The 15240-nt window shown below is 70.6% G+C and carries 14 protein-coding genes; 6 read left to right on the top strand and 8 right to left on the bottom strand.

The window, feature by feature from the left end; genetic code table 11:
- Positions 1-79: 79 nt before the first annotated feature.
- Both ACFU8Q_RS07270 and ACFU8Q_RS07265 read right to left on the bottom strand, forming a co-directional pair.
- On the bottom strand, positions 80-1789 hold the full coding sequence (locus tag ACFU8Q_RS07270; RefSeq protein ID WP_384449042.1) for a threonine/serine exporter ThrE family protein: 1710 nt from the start codon (positions 1787-1789) through the stop codon (positions 80-82).
- A 186-nt stretch (positions 1790-1975) separates the two neighbouring features.
- Positions 1976-2470 carry an inorganic diphosphatase gene (locus ACFU8Q_RS07265; RefSeq protein WP_003968257.1) on the bottom strand — a complete coding sequence of 165 codons (495 nt, stop codon included), beginning with the start codon at positions 2468-2470 and terminating at the stop codon, positions 1976-1978.
- An 86-nt stretch (positions 2471-2556) separates the two neighbouring features.
- Between ACFU8Q_RS07265 and dacB the strand changes: the two genes are divergently transcribed.
- The 6 genes from dacB (at position 2557) to folE (ending at position 10162) form a co-directional block, all read left to right on the top strand.
- On the top strand, positions 2557-4062 hold the full coding sequence (gene dacB, locus ACFU8Q_RS07260; protein ID WP_384449040.1) for a D-alanyl-D-alanine carboxypeptidase/D-alanyl-D-alanine-endopeptidase: 1506 nt from the start codon (positions 2557-2559) through the stop codon (positions 4060-4062).
- A 49-nt stretch (positions 4063-4111) separates the two neighbouring features.
- Positions 4112-5245, top strand: a complete 1134-nt coding sequence (locus ACFU8Q_RS07255; RefSeq protein WP_384449037.1) for a zinc-dependent metalloprotease — start codon at positions 4112-4114, stop codon at positions 5243-5245.
- Between the two features lie 199 nt (positions 5246-5444).
- Positions 5445-6527, top strand: coding sequence for a tRNA lysidine(34) synthetase TilS (gene tilS, locus ACFU8Q_RS07250; RefSeq protein WP_384449034.1), 1083 nt, complete (start codon positions 5445-5447; stop codon positions 6525-6527).
- A gap of 100 nt (positions 6528-6627) precedes the next feature.
- On the top strand, positions 6628-7167 hold the full coding sequence (hpt, locus tag ACFU8Q_RS07245) for a hypoxanthine phosphoribosyltransferase (protein ID WP_266752243.1): 540 nt from the start codon (positions 6628-6630) through the stop codon (positions 7165-7167).
- Between the two features lie 211 nt (positions 7168-7378).
- Complete coding sequence (gene ftsH / locus ACFU8Q_RS07240) at positions 7379-9409, top strand: ATP-dependent zinc metalloprotease FtsH (RefSeq protein ID WP_384449031.1); 2031 nt, start codon at positions 7379-7381, stop codon at positions 9407-9409.
- A 147-nt stretch (positions 9410-9556) separates the two neighbouring features.
- A complete protein-coding gene (folE, locus tag ACFU8Q_RS07235) occupies positions 9557-10162 on the top strand; it encodes a GTP cyclohydrolase I FolE (protein WP_384449028.1) in 606 nt (201 codons plus the stop codon).
- 37 nt (positions 10163-10199) lie between these two features.
- Here the strand turns inward: folE and ACFU8Q_RS07230 are convergent, their stop codons facing one another.
- The 6 genes from ACFU8Q_RS07230 to ACFU8Q_RS07205 form a co-directional block, all read right to left on the bottom strand.
- Positions 10200-10682, bottom strand: a complete 483-nt coding sequence (locus ACFU8Q_RS07230) for a DUF3180 domain-containing protein (protein WP_384449025.1) — start codon at positions 10680-10682, stop codon at positions 10200-10202.
- A 109-nt stretch (positions 10683-10791) separates the two neighbouring features.
- On the bottom strand, positions 10792-11403 hold the full coding sequence (folK, locus tag ACFU8Q_RS07225; protein ID WP_384449022.1) for a 2-amino-4-hydroxy-6-hydroxymethyldihydropteridine diphosphokinase: 612 nt from the start codon (positions 11401-11403) through the stop codon (positions 10792-10794).
- Entirely contained in the window at positions 11400-11759 is a 360-nt protein-coding gene (gene folB, locus ACFU8Q_RS07220; protein ID WP_384449019.1) for a dihydroneopterin aldolase, read from the bottom strand. The genes folK and folB overlap by 4 nt, the downstream gene beginning before the upstream one ends.
- A 214-nt stretch (positions 11760-11973) precedes the next feature.
- The gene (locus ACFU8Q_RS07215; protein ID WP_384449017.1) at positions 11974-12453 is read right to left on the bottom strand and encodes a nuclear transport factor 2 family protein; all 480 of its coding nucleotides are present in this window, start codon (positions 12451-12453) and stop codon (positions 11974-11976) included.
- A complete protein-coding gene (folP, locus tag ACFU8Q_RS07210; RefSeq protein WP_384449052.1) occupies positions 12450-13247 on the bottom strand; it encodes a dihydropteroate synthase in 798 nt (265 codons plus the stop codon). Before folP ends, ACFU8Q_RS07215 begins: the two co-directional genes overlap by 4 nt.
- 93 nt (positions 13248-13340) lie before the next feature.
- Positions 13341-15122: a phosphatidylglycerol lysyltransferase domain-containing protein gene (locus ACFU8Q_RS07205; RefSeq protein ID WP_384449014.1), complete on the bottom strand. Its 1782-nt coding sequence runs from the start codon at positions 15120-15122 to the stop codon at positions 13341-13343.
- Between the last annotated feature and the right edge of the window lie 118 nt (positions 15123-15240).

The raw sequence follows: 15240 nt of genomic DNA, 5'->3' as shown, positions 1-15240 counted from the left end.
GTCCGCGGGCCCCGGCCCCTCCACGGCGCAGCGCGGCCGCCACGCCAAGCGCTGACCGCGAGCCGCACCGTCGGCGGTGTCAGAAGCCGCGCGTCCGCTTGGCCGCGCGGCGGTTCGCCCCGCCGACCGCTCCCGGCACCCGCATGAACAGCCGGGAGATCTCGCTTCCCAGATTCACCCCGATCGCGATCGCCAGCGCCGTCGCCACCGCGGTCGACAGCGAGGCGAGCCCGGCGTTCACATTGCCCTGGGCCATGCCCAGCAGACCGAAGTACGTGGCCGAGCCGGGCAGCAGCGGGCCGATCGCCGCCGTGATGAACGGCAGTGACGAGGTGTATCGGTAGCGTGCGAACAGCTGCCCGAACAGGCCCACCAGGCCGGCCGCCGTCGCCGTCGCCAGCACCGGTGAGATATGGCCGGTCCTGGCCATCGCGCCGAAGATCACCCACGCCACGGCGCCGTTGAGGGTCACCGCCAGCACCGTGGACCGGTCCTGCTGGAGCAGGATCGCGAACGCGAGACAGAGCGCCATCGACGCCAGGATCTGCACCACGGGCCGGTCCGGGGCGAAGAACCGGGTACCGGGATTCAGCTCGGCGCCCAGCTGAACGCCCAGGTACAGCACGAGCAGCACACCGACGACGATGCCGATGAACAGGTACATGACTTCGAGCAGGCGTGCGGCGGCCGTGATGTAGTAGCCGGTCAGCCCGTCCTGCACGCCCGCCACCAGGGCCCGCCCCGGCAGCAGCGCGAACAGCCCACCGGTGATCACCGCGGACGGCCGTACGTCCGACCAGTGGGTGAGGGTCAGCGCCACACCCATCGCGGCGGGCGGCATGGCCGCCACCACGAACTGATAGAACTCCGGCAGCCCGCGCCCGGCACAGAGCCAGGCGAGCCGGTCGCCGAGCATCGCGCCGATCGCGGCCACCACGAAGACCAGCGCGCCACCACCGACCAGTACCGACGCAGCCCCCGCGAGACCGCCACCGGCCAGCGTCAGCACCCAGCCGGAGTACGGGTGCCGATTGCGCCGGATCTCCGCCAGCCGCCGGTAGGCCTCCTCCAGCGAGACGTCGACATCCTCGGTGGTGATGTCGTCGATGAGCCGGAAGACGGCGGCCAGCCGGGTGTAGTCGGTGCCGCGACGGCGTACGGTGCGGCTCGCCGTCACGGGGTCGTCGACCAGCGACGGCTGGTGCGAGATCGACAGCAGGGTGAAGGTGACGGTGGGCTCGCAGCGGTCGAGTCCGTAGCTGCGGGTCACCGCGAACATTGCCGCCTCGACGTCCTCGGCGCCCTCACCGCCCGCGAGCAGCAGCTCCCCGATACGCAGCGTGAGGTCGAGCACGCGCGGCACCGCGGGCCCCGCCTCGTCGGGCTTCTGCACCGGCTCGGGCGCGGGGCGCTCGGCGACCGGCATCCGCAGCATCGTGCGCATCCGGTCCTGCCAAGGGGCCTCCTTGGTCAGCCGGATCATCGGGCTGCCGTGCGCCGGGGTGAAGGCGGGCGGCGCGTGCTGGGCGCTGTACGTGCTCGGCGGGGCGAAGGCGGAGCCGATCGTGTCCGAGCCGGAGGCGGTACCGGAACCGGAGCCCGAAGCGGAAGCCGGGCCCGGTCCTTGGGGCTCGGCCGTCAGACCGGTCGGAATGGCGAATTCCGAGGTCGGCTGGTCGTCCTCGGACGCAGACGTCCGCCGTCCCACCCCGGCCGGCGGGACGAAGGCGCTGCGCGCCTCGTCGGACTGGGGCTTCTGGTCTTCCGGACCGCCCGGTTCCGCCACCACTCGACCTCGCTCCTCATCGGCTGCGCGTCCTCGGTCGCGCTGCTGCCCAGTATGGCCACGGACAAGGGTGCAGAAGCGAAGTGGGCGGCACCCCCTCGGAGGGAGTACCGCCCACTTCCGGCACGGAACCGTAAACGGAACCGTGCGACGTACCTCGGCCGGAGTCCGGCCGCGACCCGCAGGTCGTCAGTGCGCGCCGCCCTGCGCCTCAAGGCGCTTGTAGGAGGCCTCGATCTCGGCCTCGGCCTCGGCGCGGCCGACCCAGTCGGCGCCCTCGACGGACTTGCCGGGCTCCAGGTCCTTGTAGACCTCGAAGAAGTGCTGGATCTCCAGGCGGTCGAACTCCGACACGTGGTGGATGTCGCGCAGGTGCTCCACCCGGGGGTCGGAGGCCGGTACGCACAGCAGCTTGTCGTCGCCGCCGGCCTCGTCCGTCATCCGGAACATGCCGATGGCGCGGCACTTGATGAGGCAGCCGGGGAAGGTCGGCTCGTCCAGGATGACCAGCGCGTCCAGCGGGTCGCCGTCCTCGCCGAGGGTGTTCTCGACGAAACCGTAGTCCGCCGGGTAGCTGGTCGAGGTGAAGAGTCGACGGTCCAGGCGGATCCGACCGGTCTCGTGGTCCACCTCGTACTTGTTCCGCGAACCCTTCGGGATCTCGATGGTGACGTCGAACTCCACGGGTGGCTCCTCCATGATCAACACATACGACTGGTGATTAAGTGTCCCCCACGCAGATGTGTGCTCGCGAAAGGGGCTGGTCAACGGTGGACGAGCCGGTGAAAAGACCATCGGTCAACCCGCTGGACAAGCTGAGCAGGCTCGCCCGGCCGGGTGGCGTGATCAGATTGCGGGGGCTGAGCGATCGGCAGTTCGCGGCTGTCTCCGCCGGCCTGGGCCTGATGCTCGCGGCCGGCGTCGTCCTTGCCGCCGGCCCCTGGGACTCGGGTCAGCGTAAGGCCGAGCAGGACTGGGCCGCCGCCCGCAACCGTACAGGTGGCGCAGATCACGAACCCCGCACGCCGTCCGGACCGGAACCCGCACCCAGCGCCCCGGCCGTCCTCGCCCCGCTCTCCGCCGCGGTCGACAACGCCGCCCCGGACGCCCGCGGCAACCAGGACGGCGCGGCGGCCGCCCTCCGCGCCACCCTCGGCCCCCTGCTGAAGGCCCCCGCCCTGGGCACCGTGCGTACCGCCGTCGTCATCGACACCGCCACCGGCGAGCGGCTGTACGGCCAGGGCGCCGACACGCCCATGACGCCCGCCTCCACCGTCAAGATCGCCACTTCGGTCGCCGCGCTGAGCGCGCTCGGCCCCGGCCACCGCATCGCCACGACGGTCCGGGCGTCCCCCGACTCCCGCGCCCTCACCCTGGTCGGCGGCGGCGATCCCACCCTCGACAAGGCCGCCCTGCGCAAGCTGGCCGCCGACACCGCCCGCGCCCTGAAGGACCGGGGTGTGAAGACGGTCCGCCTCGCGTACGACACCTCCCGCTACTCCGGCCCCGCGCGGCACCCGATCGGCCCCAACGAGAACATCGCGCCGGTCACCGCCCTGATGACCCGCGAGGGCAGGCTCGACAACACCGACAGCGGACCCGCCCCGCGCAGCGACGACCCGGCCGGTGACACCGCCCGGACCTTCGCCGAGCTGCTCCACGACGCCGGGATCGCCACCGGGTCCGGCCCGGCGCCCGGCCGTCCGGCCGGTGGGTCCCGGCCGGTCGCCGAACACCTCTCCGCACCGCTCTCCGCCCTGGTCGAACGGGCCCTGACCAACAGCGACAACGACATTGCCGAGGCACTCGCCCGGCAGACCGCCCTGGCCGCGGGCGAACCGGCCGACTTCGCGGGCGGCCGACGGGCCGTCACCGCACAGCTCAAGAAGCTCCACCTGCCACTGACCGGCGCGAACTTCGCCGACGGCAGCGGGCTCAACCGCAAGGACAAGGTCACCGCCGGACTGCTGGCCGGCCTCCTCGCCCGCGCCGCCGACCCGCGCCACCCCGAACTGCGCCCCGTCCTCACCGGCCTTCCCGTGGCCGGGTTCAGCGGCACCCTCAGCGGCCGTTACACCGAGAAGTCCGCGGGCACCGGCCTGATCCGCGCCAAGACCGGCACCCTCACCGGAGTGAATTCCCTCGCCGGTACGGTCGTCGACCGGCAGGGCCGGCTGCTCGCCTTCGCCTTCCTGGCGTCCGGTACGACATCCCCCTCCGCGGCCCAGTCCTCCCTCGATTCCCTCGCCACCAGCCTCGCCACCCGAACCCGGTGAGCCGGTCGACACCACACCACGGACGGACTCGAGCACGTACCGTTGACGCATGACGAGCATCGGTGGTGCCGAGATGGTCGACTGGAATCTCGCGGTGGCGACCGCGACCCGACTCGTGCGGCCGGGGCCCGAGATCAGCCGGGAGGAGGCCCGCGAAGTCGTCGCGGAGCTCCGCCGGCACGCCAAGGCCTCGGAGGAGCACGTCCGTTCCTTCACCCGGATGATCCCCGAGGGGACCGATCCGGAGGACACCCCGGTCCTGATCGTGGACCGGGCCGGCTGGATCAAGGCCAACGTCGCGGGCTTCCGCGAACTGCTCCGCCCCCTGCTGGGCAAGATGCAGGAGCGGCGCGGCAGCGGCCCCGGCGGCGCCGTGCTCGGCGCGGTCGGCGGCAAGGTGACCGGCGTCGAGGTGGGGATGCTGCTGTCGTTCCTCGCCTCCCGGGTCCTCGGCCAGTACGAGACGTTCGCCCCGGCCACCCGCGAACTCCCGGCCTCGGCCGACGGCGGCGGCAGGCTGCTGCTCGTCGCCCCGAACATCGTCCACGTCGAGCGCGAACTGGACGTCGACCCGCACGACTTCCGGCTCTGGGTCGCCCTCCACGAGGAGACCCACCGCACCCAGTTCACCGGGGTGCCCTGGCTACGGGACCACCTTCAGGGCGAGATCCAGTCGTTCCTGGAGGAGACCGACGTCGACCCGGTGACCGTGCTGGAGCGGCTCCGCGAGGCGGCCCAGTCCCTGGCCGGGGGCCGCCCCGAGGGCGAGGACGGCGAGGACGGCGGCCGCAGCCTCGTCGAACTCGTCCAGACACCCGCCCAGCGCGAGATCCTCGGCCGGCTCACCGCCGTGATGTCCCTGCTCGAAGGACACGCCGACTACGTGATGGACGGCGTCGGCCCGGAGGTCGTCTCCTCCGTCGGCGAGATCCGGGAGAAGTTCCAGCAGCGCAGGGCGCGCGGCGCGAGCCGACTCGACCAGGCGCTGCGCAAGCTCCTCGGCCTCGATGCCAAACTGCGCCAGTACCGGGACGGCGAACGGTTCGTCCGCGCCGCGGTCGAGGAGGTCGGCATGGACGGCTTCAACCGGGTCTGGACCTCGCCGAACACCCTCCCGACCAAGGCGGAGATCGCGAAGCCGGCGGATTGGATCGCGAGGGTGCACCGTAGGGCAGAGTCCTGATCACGACGGGCCGGACGGCGTACGACAGGACAAGAACGCGCCGGTAATCACCCATCCGAGGGACCGTAGGGGCATGGGAAGGCGTGCAATGCTCGGTGGACGGCTTGCCTCTGTCACCATCGACGCACTCTGAGTGACGGCACACTTCTCGTCCCGGCACTCCGAGGCACCTCCCCAAACTTCACGAAGGGCACCGGACATGGGTCCCCATCCTGCGGTCGCGGCGATACGCCTGGCGGTCCGCCGCGTACTCCACGACGTACTCACCGAACACACCCGGTGCGCCGAGCACACCCGGCGCACCCCGCACCCCGAGCTCGCCGAAGCCGGCGCGGGCAGGCAGCGCGCCGCACTCCCCGAACGCCCCGATACCCCCCTGGTGCTGGTGGCATGCTCCGGCGGCGCCGATTCCATGGCGCTCGCCTCCGCCCTCGCCTTCGAAGCCCGCAAGCTCGACGTCCGGGCCGGCGGCATCACCGTCGACCACGGCCTCCAGGACGGCTCCGACACCCGGGCTGCCGAGGTCGTCGACCGCCTCACCGACATGCACCTCGACCCGGTCGAGTCCGTCGCCGTGCGGGTCGGCCAGGAGGGCGGACCCGAGGCCGCGGCCCGCGACGCCCGCTACGCCGCCCTCGACGCGGCCGCCGAGCGGTACGGCGCCGCCGCCGTCCTGCTCGGCCACACCCGTGACGACCAGGCGGAGACGGTGCTGCTGGGCCTCGCCCGCGGCTCCGGCATCCGCTCGCTCTCCGGCATGGCCGCCGCGTCGGGACCGGCGGGCCGCTACCGCCGCCCCTTCCTCCAGCTCGACCGGCAGACCGCCCGCAAGGCCTGCCTCGTCCAGTCGCTGCCCGTCTGGGACGACCCGCACAACATCGACCCCGCCTACACCCGCTCACGACTGCGCCACGAGGGCCTGCCCGCCCTGGAGAAGGCGCTGGGCAAGGGCGTCGTAGAGGCCCTGGCCCGTACGGCGCAGCTGTCCCGCGACGACGCCGACGCCCTGGACACCTGGGCCGCCGAGGCCGACCGCACCGTTCGGGACGACGCGGGCCGGCTGGAGTGCGCCAAGCTGTACGCGCTGCCGCCCGCTGTACGCCGCCGAGTGCTGCGCCGGGCCGCCATGGAGGCGGGCTCCCCGGCCGGTTCCCTCTTCGCCCGGCACATCGAGGAAGTCGACCGTCTGATCACCAGCTGGCGCGGTCAGCGGGCCATCAACCTGCCCGGCCGGGTGGAAGCCAGGCGGCAGGGTGGCAGACTGGTGATTCGGCAGAGCTGAAGCACGGGCGGCTGACAATGCAGGCGAGCGGCCGCGCAGGTACGGGGCATCACCCCGGACCGGGCAGGCAGAGAAAGAGACGCGGGTGAACGAGAAGGACATGGGCACCGACCTTCAGTCGGTGCTCCTCACCAAGGAAGAGATCGACGCGAAGCTCGTCGAGCTGGCCGCGAAGATCGACGCGGAGTACGCGGGCAGGGACCTGCTCATCGTCGGCGTCCTCAAGGGCGCGGTGATGGTGATGGCGGACCTGGCGCGCGCGCTGTCCACCCCCGTCACGATGGACTGGATGGCCGTCTCGTCGTACGGCGCGGGCACCCAGTCCTCCGGAGTCGTCCGGATCCTCAAGGACCTCGACACCGACATCAAGGGCAAGCACGTCCTGATCGTCGAGGACATCATCGACTCGGGCCTGACCCTGTCCTGGCTGATGTCGAACCTCGGCTCGCGCGAGCCCGCGTCCCTGGAGATCTGCACCCTGCTGCGCAAGCCGGACGCGGCCAAGGTCGCGCTCGACTGCAAGTGGGTCGGATTCGACATCCCCAACGAGTTCGTCGTCGGATACGGGCTGGACTACGCGGAGAAGTACCGCAACCTCCCCTTCGTCGGCACGCTCGCCCCGCACGTCTACGGCGGCTGACCGCCTTCCGGTCCTGGGGGCCGGCCCGACCGGTACGGGGCGCCGGGAACCTTTCACCGGATTCCCGCCGTTGAGCATTCGAAGGCAGGTTTTGACAGACGTCCCCGGCAGTCTCGGGTGACAATGCTGGGGTACCGTCCGAAGAACAGTCTTTTCTCACAGCAGCATTTACCTACGGGCAGGAGGGACGGGGCGTCATCGCCCCGTATGGATGGACGTGAAGCGATACTTCCGTGGGCCGGTCATGTGGATCGTGCTGGCCGTCCTCGCCGTGGTCGTGTTGATGCAGGTCGTCGGCTCAAAGGGCGGCTACGAATCGGTGGACACCGGCAAGGTGATCCAGGCGATCAGCAAGGACCAGGTGGCGCAGGCGAAGCTGACCACCGGTGACGAACAGATCATCAAGATCGAGTTGAAGAAGGACCAGAAGCTTTCGGGCGAGTCCGGCAGCAAGTTCCAGGCGAGCTACATCGGCGACCAGGGTGTCCAGCTGGCCGACACGCTGCAGCAGAAGTTCGAGAGCGGCAAGATCGACAAGGGCTACACCGTCTCGCCGTCGAAGCAGTCCCCGTTCATCTCGATCCTCCTCTCGCTGCTGCCCTTCGTCCTGATCGTGGTCGTCTTCCTGTTCCTGATGAACCAGATGCAGGGCGGCGGCTCCCGAGTCATGCAGTTCGGGAAGTCCAAGGCCAAGCTGATCACCAAGGACACGCCGAAGACGACGTTCGCCGATGTGGCGGGGTCGGACGAGGCCGTCGAGGAGCTCCAGGAGATCAAGGAGTTCCTCCAGGAGCCGGCGAAGTTCCAGGCCGTCGGCGCCAAGATTCCCAAGGGTGTCCTGCTGTACGGGCCTCCCGGTACGGGCAAGACACTGCTCGCACGCGCCGTCGCAGGCGAGGCGGGCGTCCCGTTCTACTCGATCTCCGGTTCGGACTTCGTCGAGATGTTCGTCGGTGTCGGTGCCAGCCGGGTCCGTGACCTCTTCGAGCAGGCCAAGGCGAACGCCCCGGCGATCGTCTTCGTCGACGAGATCGACGCCGTGGGACGCCACCGCGGCGCCGGCATGGGCGGCGGTCACGACGAGCGCGAGCAGACGCTGAACCAGCTGCTCGTCGAGATGGACGGCTTCGACGTGAAGGGCGGCGTCATCTTGATCGCCGCCACGAACCGGCCGGACATCCTCGACCCGGCGCTGCTGCGCCCGGGCCGCTTCGACCGGCAGATCGCGGTCGACCGGCCGGACATGCAGGGCCGTCTCGAAATCCTCAAGGTGCACCAGAAGGGCAAGCCGGTAGCGAAGGACGTCGACCTCGGCGCCGTCGCCCGTCGTACGCCCGGCTTCACCGGTGCCGACCTGTCGAACGTGCTGAACGAAGCGGCGCTCCTCACGGCGCGCGGCAACCTGAAGCTGATCGACAACAAGATGCTCGACGAGGCCATCGACCGCGTCGTGGCGGGCCCGCAGAAGCGGACCCGGATCATGTCCGAGAAGGAGAAGAAGATCACCGCGTACCACGAGGGCGGACACGCCCTGGTCGCGGCGGCTTCCCCCCAGTCGGACCCGGTCCACAAGATCACGATCCTCTCCCGCGGCCGCGCCCTCGGTTACACGATGGTGCTCCCGGAGGAGGACAAGTACTCCACGACGCGCAACGAGATGCTCGACCAGCTGGCTTACATGCTGGGCGGGCGCGCGGCCGAGGAGCTGGTCTTCCACGACCCGACCACCGGCGCTGCGAACGACATCGAGAAGGCCACCGCAACGGCCCGCGCGATGGTCACGCAGTACGGCATGACGGAGCGGCTCGGCGCGATCAAGTTCGGCGGCGACAACACCGAGCCCTTCGTGGGCCGGGAGATGGGCCACCAGCGCGACTACTCGGAAGAGGTCGCGGCCCTCGTCGACGAAGAGGTCAAGAAGCTCATCGAGACCGCGCACAACGACGCGTGGGAGATCCTCGTCGAGAACCGCGACGTGCTGGACGCCCTCGTTCTCCAGCTTCTGGAGAAGGAGACGCTCGGCAAGGAGGAGATCGCCGAGATCTTCGCCCCGATCGTGAAGCGCCCGTCCCGTCCGGCATGGACCGGCTCCGCCCGACGCACCCCGTCGACGCGGCCGCCGGTGCTCTCGCCGAAGGAGCTCGCCCTCACCAATGGCGCCGCCACGGCGAACGGCTCGGTCGTCCCCACGGACACCGTCCCGGCCACCGAGGTGATCCCGGAGGACCACCCCGAGGCATAGAAGCCCTGGTGTGGCCCCTTTCACGGGGCCGTACCGGGTTCGGAATGGATGCCGCGCCCCCGCAGGTTCTAGCCTGTGGGGGCGCGGCTTTTTCGTACTCCCGTGCGGATGCGTGTGCGGGTGACAGCTCAAGGGAACGAGGCACAGATGACCGACCCGGTGACGTTGGACGGCCAGGGTCCGATCGGCGAGTTCGACGAGAAGCGGGCCGAGGCCGCCGTACGTGAACTCCTTCTCGCGGTGGGCGAGGATCCGGACCGTGAGGGACTGCGCGAGACACCGGGCCGGGTGGCAAGGGCGTACAAGGAGATATTCGCGGGCCTCTACCAGGAGCCCGAGGACGTCCTGACGACCACGTTCGACCTGGGGCACGACGAGATGGTGCTGGTCAAGGACATCGAAGTCTTCAGTACCTGTGAACACCATCTGGTGCCGTTCAGGGGCGTCGCGCACGTCGGGTACATCCCGGCGACCAGCGGCAAGATCACCGGTCTTTCGAAGCTGGCCCGTCTCGTCGACGTGTTCGCCCGGCGTCCGCAGGTCCAGGAGCGGCTCACCACGCAGATCGCCGATTCGCTCATGGAGATTCTGGAGCCGCGCGGCGTCGTCGTCGTCGTCGAGTGCGAACACATGTGCATGTCGATGCGCGGTATCCGCAAGCCCGGTGCCAAGACGCTGACCTCGGCGGTCCGCGGGCAGCTCCGCGACCCCGCGACGCGTGCCGAGGCCATGAGCCTGATCATGGCGCGCTGAGTTCCACAGCGGCCTCGGGAGGAGAGCTCGGTGGCTCTTATGCGGCCGCCGAGCTCTTGTCCTTGTCCTCGTCGTCCGGGAGCCTGCAGATGCGTTCGAGCCAGAGGGCCGCGGCCACCACCGCGATGCCGGCGAGGACTGCGAGGCCTGCGTAGATCGCCTGGTCGCGGCGGGCCGGGATGTCGAGGGAGCCGAGCAGGTAGACGCCCGTGCCGCCGTACATGCCGGAGACCAGGGAGACGACCAGGGCGCTGGCCTGGCCGAAGACGACTGCCCGTGCCGCCATCAGGGGCTCGACGCCCTTGGCCCCCGGCCGGCGCTCGCGCTGGGCGCGCAGCCGGGAACGGATGGAGAGTGCCGTCGCGAGCAGGGTGGCGGCGATCACCGCGAGCACGATCGGCGCGGCGAGGGGAACGCTCGGCAGGCTGCCCAGGGAGTCCCAGAGGCGGGCGCCGCCCCAGGAGAGCACCCCGGCCGCGGCGAAGAGGCCGGCCAGTATCCCGAGCCGTAGTTGCTTCACCGAGTGATCCGCCCTTCGACGTCGGTGGGTCCGTGCCGTCAGTGGTCAGTGGTCCGTCATTCGTCCGTGGCGCGTGTCGCCACCGGTCCGTGTCCGTTGAGCCTAACGACTACTCGGGCAGGCGGAGTTCCAGATCGGTCCGGGGCAGTACGCCCTCACGGCCGAGACCGGCCAGCAGCTCCGAGACGGGGCCGGCGCCGGGCAGCTGGGCCTCGGGGTCGACGTCGTGCCACGGGGCGAGGACGAAGGCCCGCTCATGGGCCCGGGGGTGGGGGAGGGTGAGCGACGGGTCGTCGGAGACGACGTCCGCGTACGCGACGATGTCGACGTCGATGGTGCGCGGGCCCCAGCGCTCCTCGCGGACCCGTTCGAAAGCCTCTTCGACGGCCTGGCCGCGTTCCAGGAGCGAGGACGGGGGGAGTGTCGTCTTCACCACGATCACCGCGTTGAAGTACGAGGGCTGGGAGCCGGGAGCGACGCCCCAGGGCTCGGTCTCGTAGACCGGGGAGACCGCCTTGACCCGCAGGCCCGGGGTGTCTTCCAGGGCGTCTATGGCGCCCTGGAGGGTCTCCAGGCGGTTGCCGAGATTGGAGCCCAGGGAGATCACGGCGCGTTTGGGGTTGGAGAGGGTGATGTCCGCGGCGTCCACCTGCTCGACCACGGAGGCGGGCACCGGCTGTACGGTCGGGTCGCTCTGCCCTTCGGTGGAAAATGCACTCATACTCGGCTCCGGGTGATGGTGATGGTCACATCGTCGAAGGGGACGGTGATCGGCGCGTCCGGCTTGTGCACCACGACCTCCACCTCCTCGACTCCTTCGTGCTTGAGGCACCTCTGGGCGATCCGCTCCGCGAGCGTTTCGATCAGGTCGACCGGCTCCCCCTGCACCACGGCGACGACTTCCTCGGCGACGATGCCGTAGTGCACGGTCTTCGTCAGGTCGTCGGCGGCTGCCGCGGGGCGGGTGTCGAGGCCGAGCACCAGGTCCACGATGAACGTCTGGCCCTCTTCCCGTTCCCGGGGGAAGACTCCATGGTGTCCACGGGCCTTGAGGCCGCGCAGCGCGACACGATCCACGCGAATCACTCCTGCTGTCGTAGGGCGTAGAGACACGGGGCCGCGTGCGGACGGCCTTGTTCTCACTCTCGAATCTACCTGCGAGCACCGACAGTGCCTGCCCGCGGGGGCTATGGACAGGGCTCCGTGGGACTGGTAGCCGCTTCTACCCCCATCGCCCGCTTCGAACCCACCCCAGCGCGCGGATGTTCCCGTCAGGACGGGGATGTTCCGGTCAGGACGGGCTTTCGTCCTCGTCCTCGTCATCGGATTCGGTGAGTACGGGCGAGCCGTGGTGGGACCAGAGCTTCCAGCCCTCCGGCGTGCGCCGGAACACATTGGTGGCCACGACGAGTTGGCCGACCAGCGGTCCGAGCGCGTTGCCGTCCTCCGCGGGGCCGCCGCTGAGGATGTTCTCGGTGCAGGTCACCAGGGCCGTGTCGCCGGTCATCGAGATCCCGACGTCGGTCAGGAAGAACTGGATGTACTCGGTGTTCGCCATGATCAGGGCGTAGCTGCGCAGTACCTCGCCGCGCCCGGTGAGCACCGGCCAGCCGGGGTGGACGCAGGAGACGGTGAGGTCCTCGCCGGGCAGCCAGAGCCCGGAGAGTTCCTCGAAGTCGCCGCGTTCCATCGCCTCGTAGAAGGCGGTGTTGGCGTGCTCGACGGCCGCGATGTCGGCGGCCGCCTCCGCGTGCTCGTCGCGCCCGCTCACGCGGCTCCCTCGACAGCGCGGGCGACCCGTACGGCGTCGGCCGTGGCCCGGACCTCGTGGACCCGGACGGCCCAGGCGCCGGCGTGGGCGGAGAGCGCGGAGATCGCCGCGGTGGCGGCGTCGCGTTCGCGGGCGGGTGGTGGGGCGGCGCCCCCACCGGCCAGCACATGGCCGAGGAAGCGCTTGCGGGAGGCGGCGACCAGCAGCGGGCGGCCCAGGGCGCGCAGTTCGTCGAGGTGGGCGACGAGGGCGAGGTCGTGGCCGGCGTCCTTGGCGAAGCCGAGACCGGGGTCGATGACGATCCGTTCCGGGTCGACACCGCCCGCGATCACGGCGTCCATCCGTTCCCGCAGCTCCGTGACGACTTCGGCGACGACGTCCTCGTACACCGCCCGGCTGTTCATGGACTCGCTGAAGCCGCGCCAGTGCATCACCACGAACGGCGCGCCGGCCGCCGCGACGACACCGACCATGTCCGGGTCGGCGAGACCGCCGCTCACGTCGTTGACCAGGGCGGCTCCGGCCGCGACCGACTCCTCGGCGACCCGGGCCCGCATGGTGTCGACGGAGACCGTGACCCCTTCGGACGCCAGGCCCCTGACCACCGGGACCACGCGCCGCAGCTCCTCCGACGCGTTCACCCGGCTGGCGCCGGGGCGGGTCGACTCGCCGCCGACATCGATCAGGTCGGCACCCTCGGAGACAAGGTCGAGGCCGTGTTTGATCGCGGCCGTGGTGTCGAACCAGCGGCCCCCGTCGGAGAAGGAGTCCGGGGTCACATTGACGACACCCATGACCGCGCAGCGGTCCCACTCCGGCAGGCCTTGGACCGTGCCTCGTCCACGCAACGTACTCATGCGACCAGCGTAGGCCCGTACGGCGTGCTCTTACGCCGCGCGGGCGTGGTGCTCCTGGCCCGGCGCCGGGGTGTGGGCGCAGGGGCGGGGCCGGCGGCGCGGGAACCGGCGGGCGAAGGGACGGGGCAGCGCGAGGTTCACGAAGCCCTCCGCCTGCATCGCCGCGAGGGAGATGCGGGGCAGGTCGCGGGCGGCGCGGTACACCACGAATCGGGGCTCCCAGCGGGGCCGGAACTTGGCGTTGAACTTGTACAGCGACTCGATCTGGAACCAGCGTGACAGAAAGATCAGCAGCCCCCGCCAGGACCGCAGCACCGGTCCCGCACCCAGCTTCTCGCCGCGGGCGAGCGCCGAGCGGAACATCGCGAAGTTCAGCGAGACGTGTTCGACGGCGAGCCGGGGGGACTCCTGCAGGGAGGCGACGATCAGCAGCTCGTTCATGCCGGGGTCGGCGGAGCGGTCGCGGCGCATCAGATCTAGGGACATTCCGTCGTTGCCCCACGGGACGAAGTGCAGCACGGCTTTCAGGTCGCCGTACGGGGAGTCGGCGGTGTGTTCGTCGGCCTTGTGGGCGGTGGCGATGACGCAGTCCCCGTCGGCCGGGTCGCCGATCCGGCCGAGCGCCATGGAGAAGCCGCGCTCGTTGTCCGTGCCGCGCCAGTCGGCGGCGGCCAGCCGGATGCGGTCCAGCTCGGCCTCGCCGATATCGCGGACACGCCGGACCCGGGTCTCGTAGCCAAGACGTTCAATGCGCTTCACCATCTGGCGTACGTTGCGCATCGCGCGCCCGGCGAGCGAGAAATCCGCGACATCCACCACCGCCTCGTCGCCCAGTTCCAGCGCGTCGAGTCCGGTCTCGCGGGTCCAGACCTCGCCGCCGGTCTCGCTGCAGCCCATCACGGCAGGGGTCCAGGAGTGGACCTTGGCCTCGTCCATGAAGCGCTCGATGGCGCCGGGCCAGGCCTCCACGTCACCGATCGGGTCGCCGCTCGCCAGCATCACCCCGGACACGACGCGGTAGCAGACGGCGGCCTTGCCGCTGGGGGAGAAGACGACGCCCTTGTCGCGGCGGAGCGCGAAGTGGCCGAGCGAGTCGCGGCCGCCGTGCTTCTCCAGCAGGGCGCGCAGCCGGGCCTCGTCGTCCTCGGTGAGGCGGGCGGCCGGGTGCTCGGGGCGGAAGGCCAGGTAGACGGTGGTGACGGCGGTCAGCAGACCGAGGGCGCCGAGCGAGTACGCCACGGTCCAGGAGGTGACTCCGGCGTATTCGACGGGACCCTCGAAGCCGAACAGCCCGTACAGCACGTGCTGGAGACGGTCGGCGACGCTGGGGCTCCCCACGACGCGGCCGGGATGGACGCTGACGATGATCAGGCCCAGTCCGAGCGAACCCGCGCCGAGGAGCACGAAGTTCGCCAGGGCCCGCCAGCGACTCCGGGGGTCGGGGAGCGCGGCGAATTCACCGCGATGGCGGACCAGCAGAAGGCAGAGCGTGAGCGAGACGAGCGTGCCGATCAACGAGTGCCGGTAGACGAACTGCGCCAGCGCACCGGCCGGCAGCAGCACGACGGCCGCCCGCCAGGCCCGCCGCTTGTGCCGCTTCAGGCCGTGGGCGAGGAGCAGCAGCAGGACGCCCGCGCTCAAGGAGAGAGCGGCGGCGAACGGTCCGAGGGCGCCTGGGAGCACCTCGGCGAGGGTATGCATCCGACTGTTCCGGAAGCGCGGGAAGACACCCGCGGCGACATCGACCAGGCCGACGACGGCGCAGGCGGTGCCGACCAGTGCCGGTACGGATTCGGGGCGCGGGCCCCGCATGAACTTACGTACAGGACTCGGAACCGATCCCGATTTATCCCCATCTAGCGTGACAGACATCGCTTCCCGTGGTTCCGCGAGAGATTCTTGAGTCCTTCGGCCGAGGGCCTTCCGGACG

It is taken from the genome of Streptomyces sp. NPDC057543 (genome assembly GCF_042801895.1).
GTDB lineage: Bacteria > Actinomycetota > Actinomycetes > Streptomycetales > Streptomycetaceae > Streptomyces.
This window is presented reverse-complemented; position numbering and strand designations above follow the sequence as displayed.

Bases quoted from the DNA above. Each gene is read 5' to 3' on its own strand.
- ACFU8Q_RS07255 (WP_384449037.1), top strand. From the start codon at position 4,112: ATGACGAGCATCGGTGGTGCCGAGATGGTCGACTGGAATCTCGCGGTG.
- tilS (WP_384449034.1), top strand. From the start codon at position 5,445: ATGGGTCCCCATCCTGCGGTCGCGGCGATACGCCTGGCGGTCCGCCGC.
- hpt (WP_266752243.1), top strand. From the start codon at position 6,628: ATGGGCACCGACCTTCAGTCGGTGCTCCTCACCAAGGAAGAGATCGAC.
- ftsH (WP_384449031.1), top strand. From the start codon at position 7,379: ATGGACGTGAAGCGATACTTCCGTGGGCCGGTCATGTGGATCGTGCTG.
- folE (WP_384449028.1), top strand. From the start codon at position 9,557: ATGACCGACCCGGTGACGTTGGACGGCCAGGGTCCGATCGGCGAGTTC.
- folK (WP_384449022.1), bottom strand. From the start codon at position 11,403: ATGAGTGCATTTTCCACCGAAGGGCAGAGCGACCCGACCGTACAGCCG.
- folP (WP_384449052.1), bottom strand. From the start codon at position 13,247: ATGGGTGTCGTCAATGTGACCCCGGACTCCTTCTCCGACGGGGGCCGC.
- ACFU8Q_RS07205 (WP_384449014.1), bottom strand. From the start codon at position 15,122: ATGCGGGGCCCGCGCCCCGAATCCGTACCGGCACTGGTCGGCACCGCC.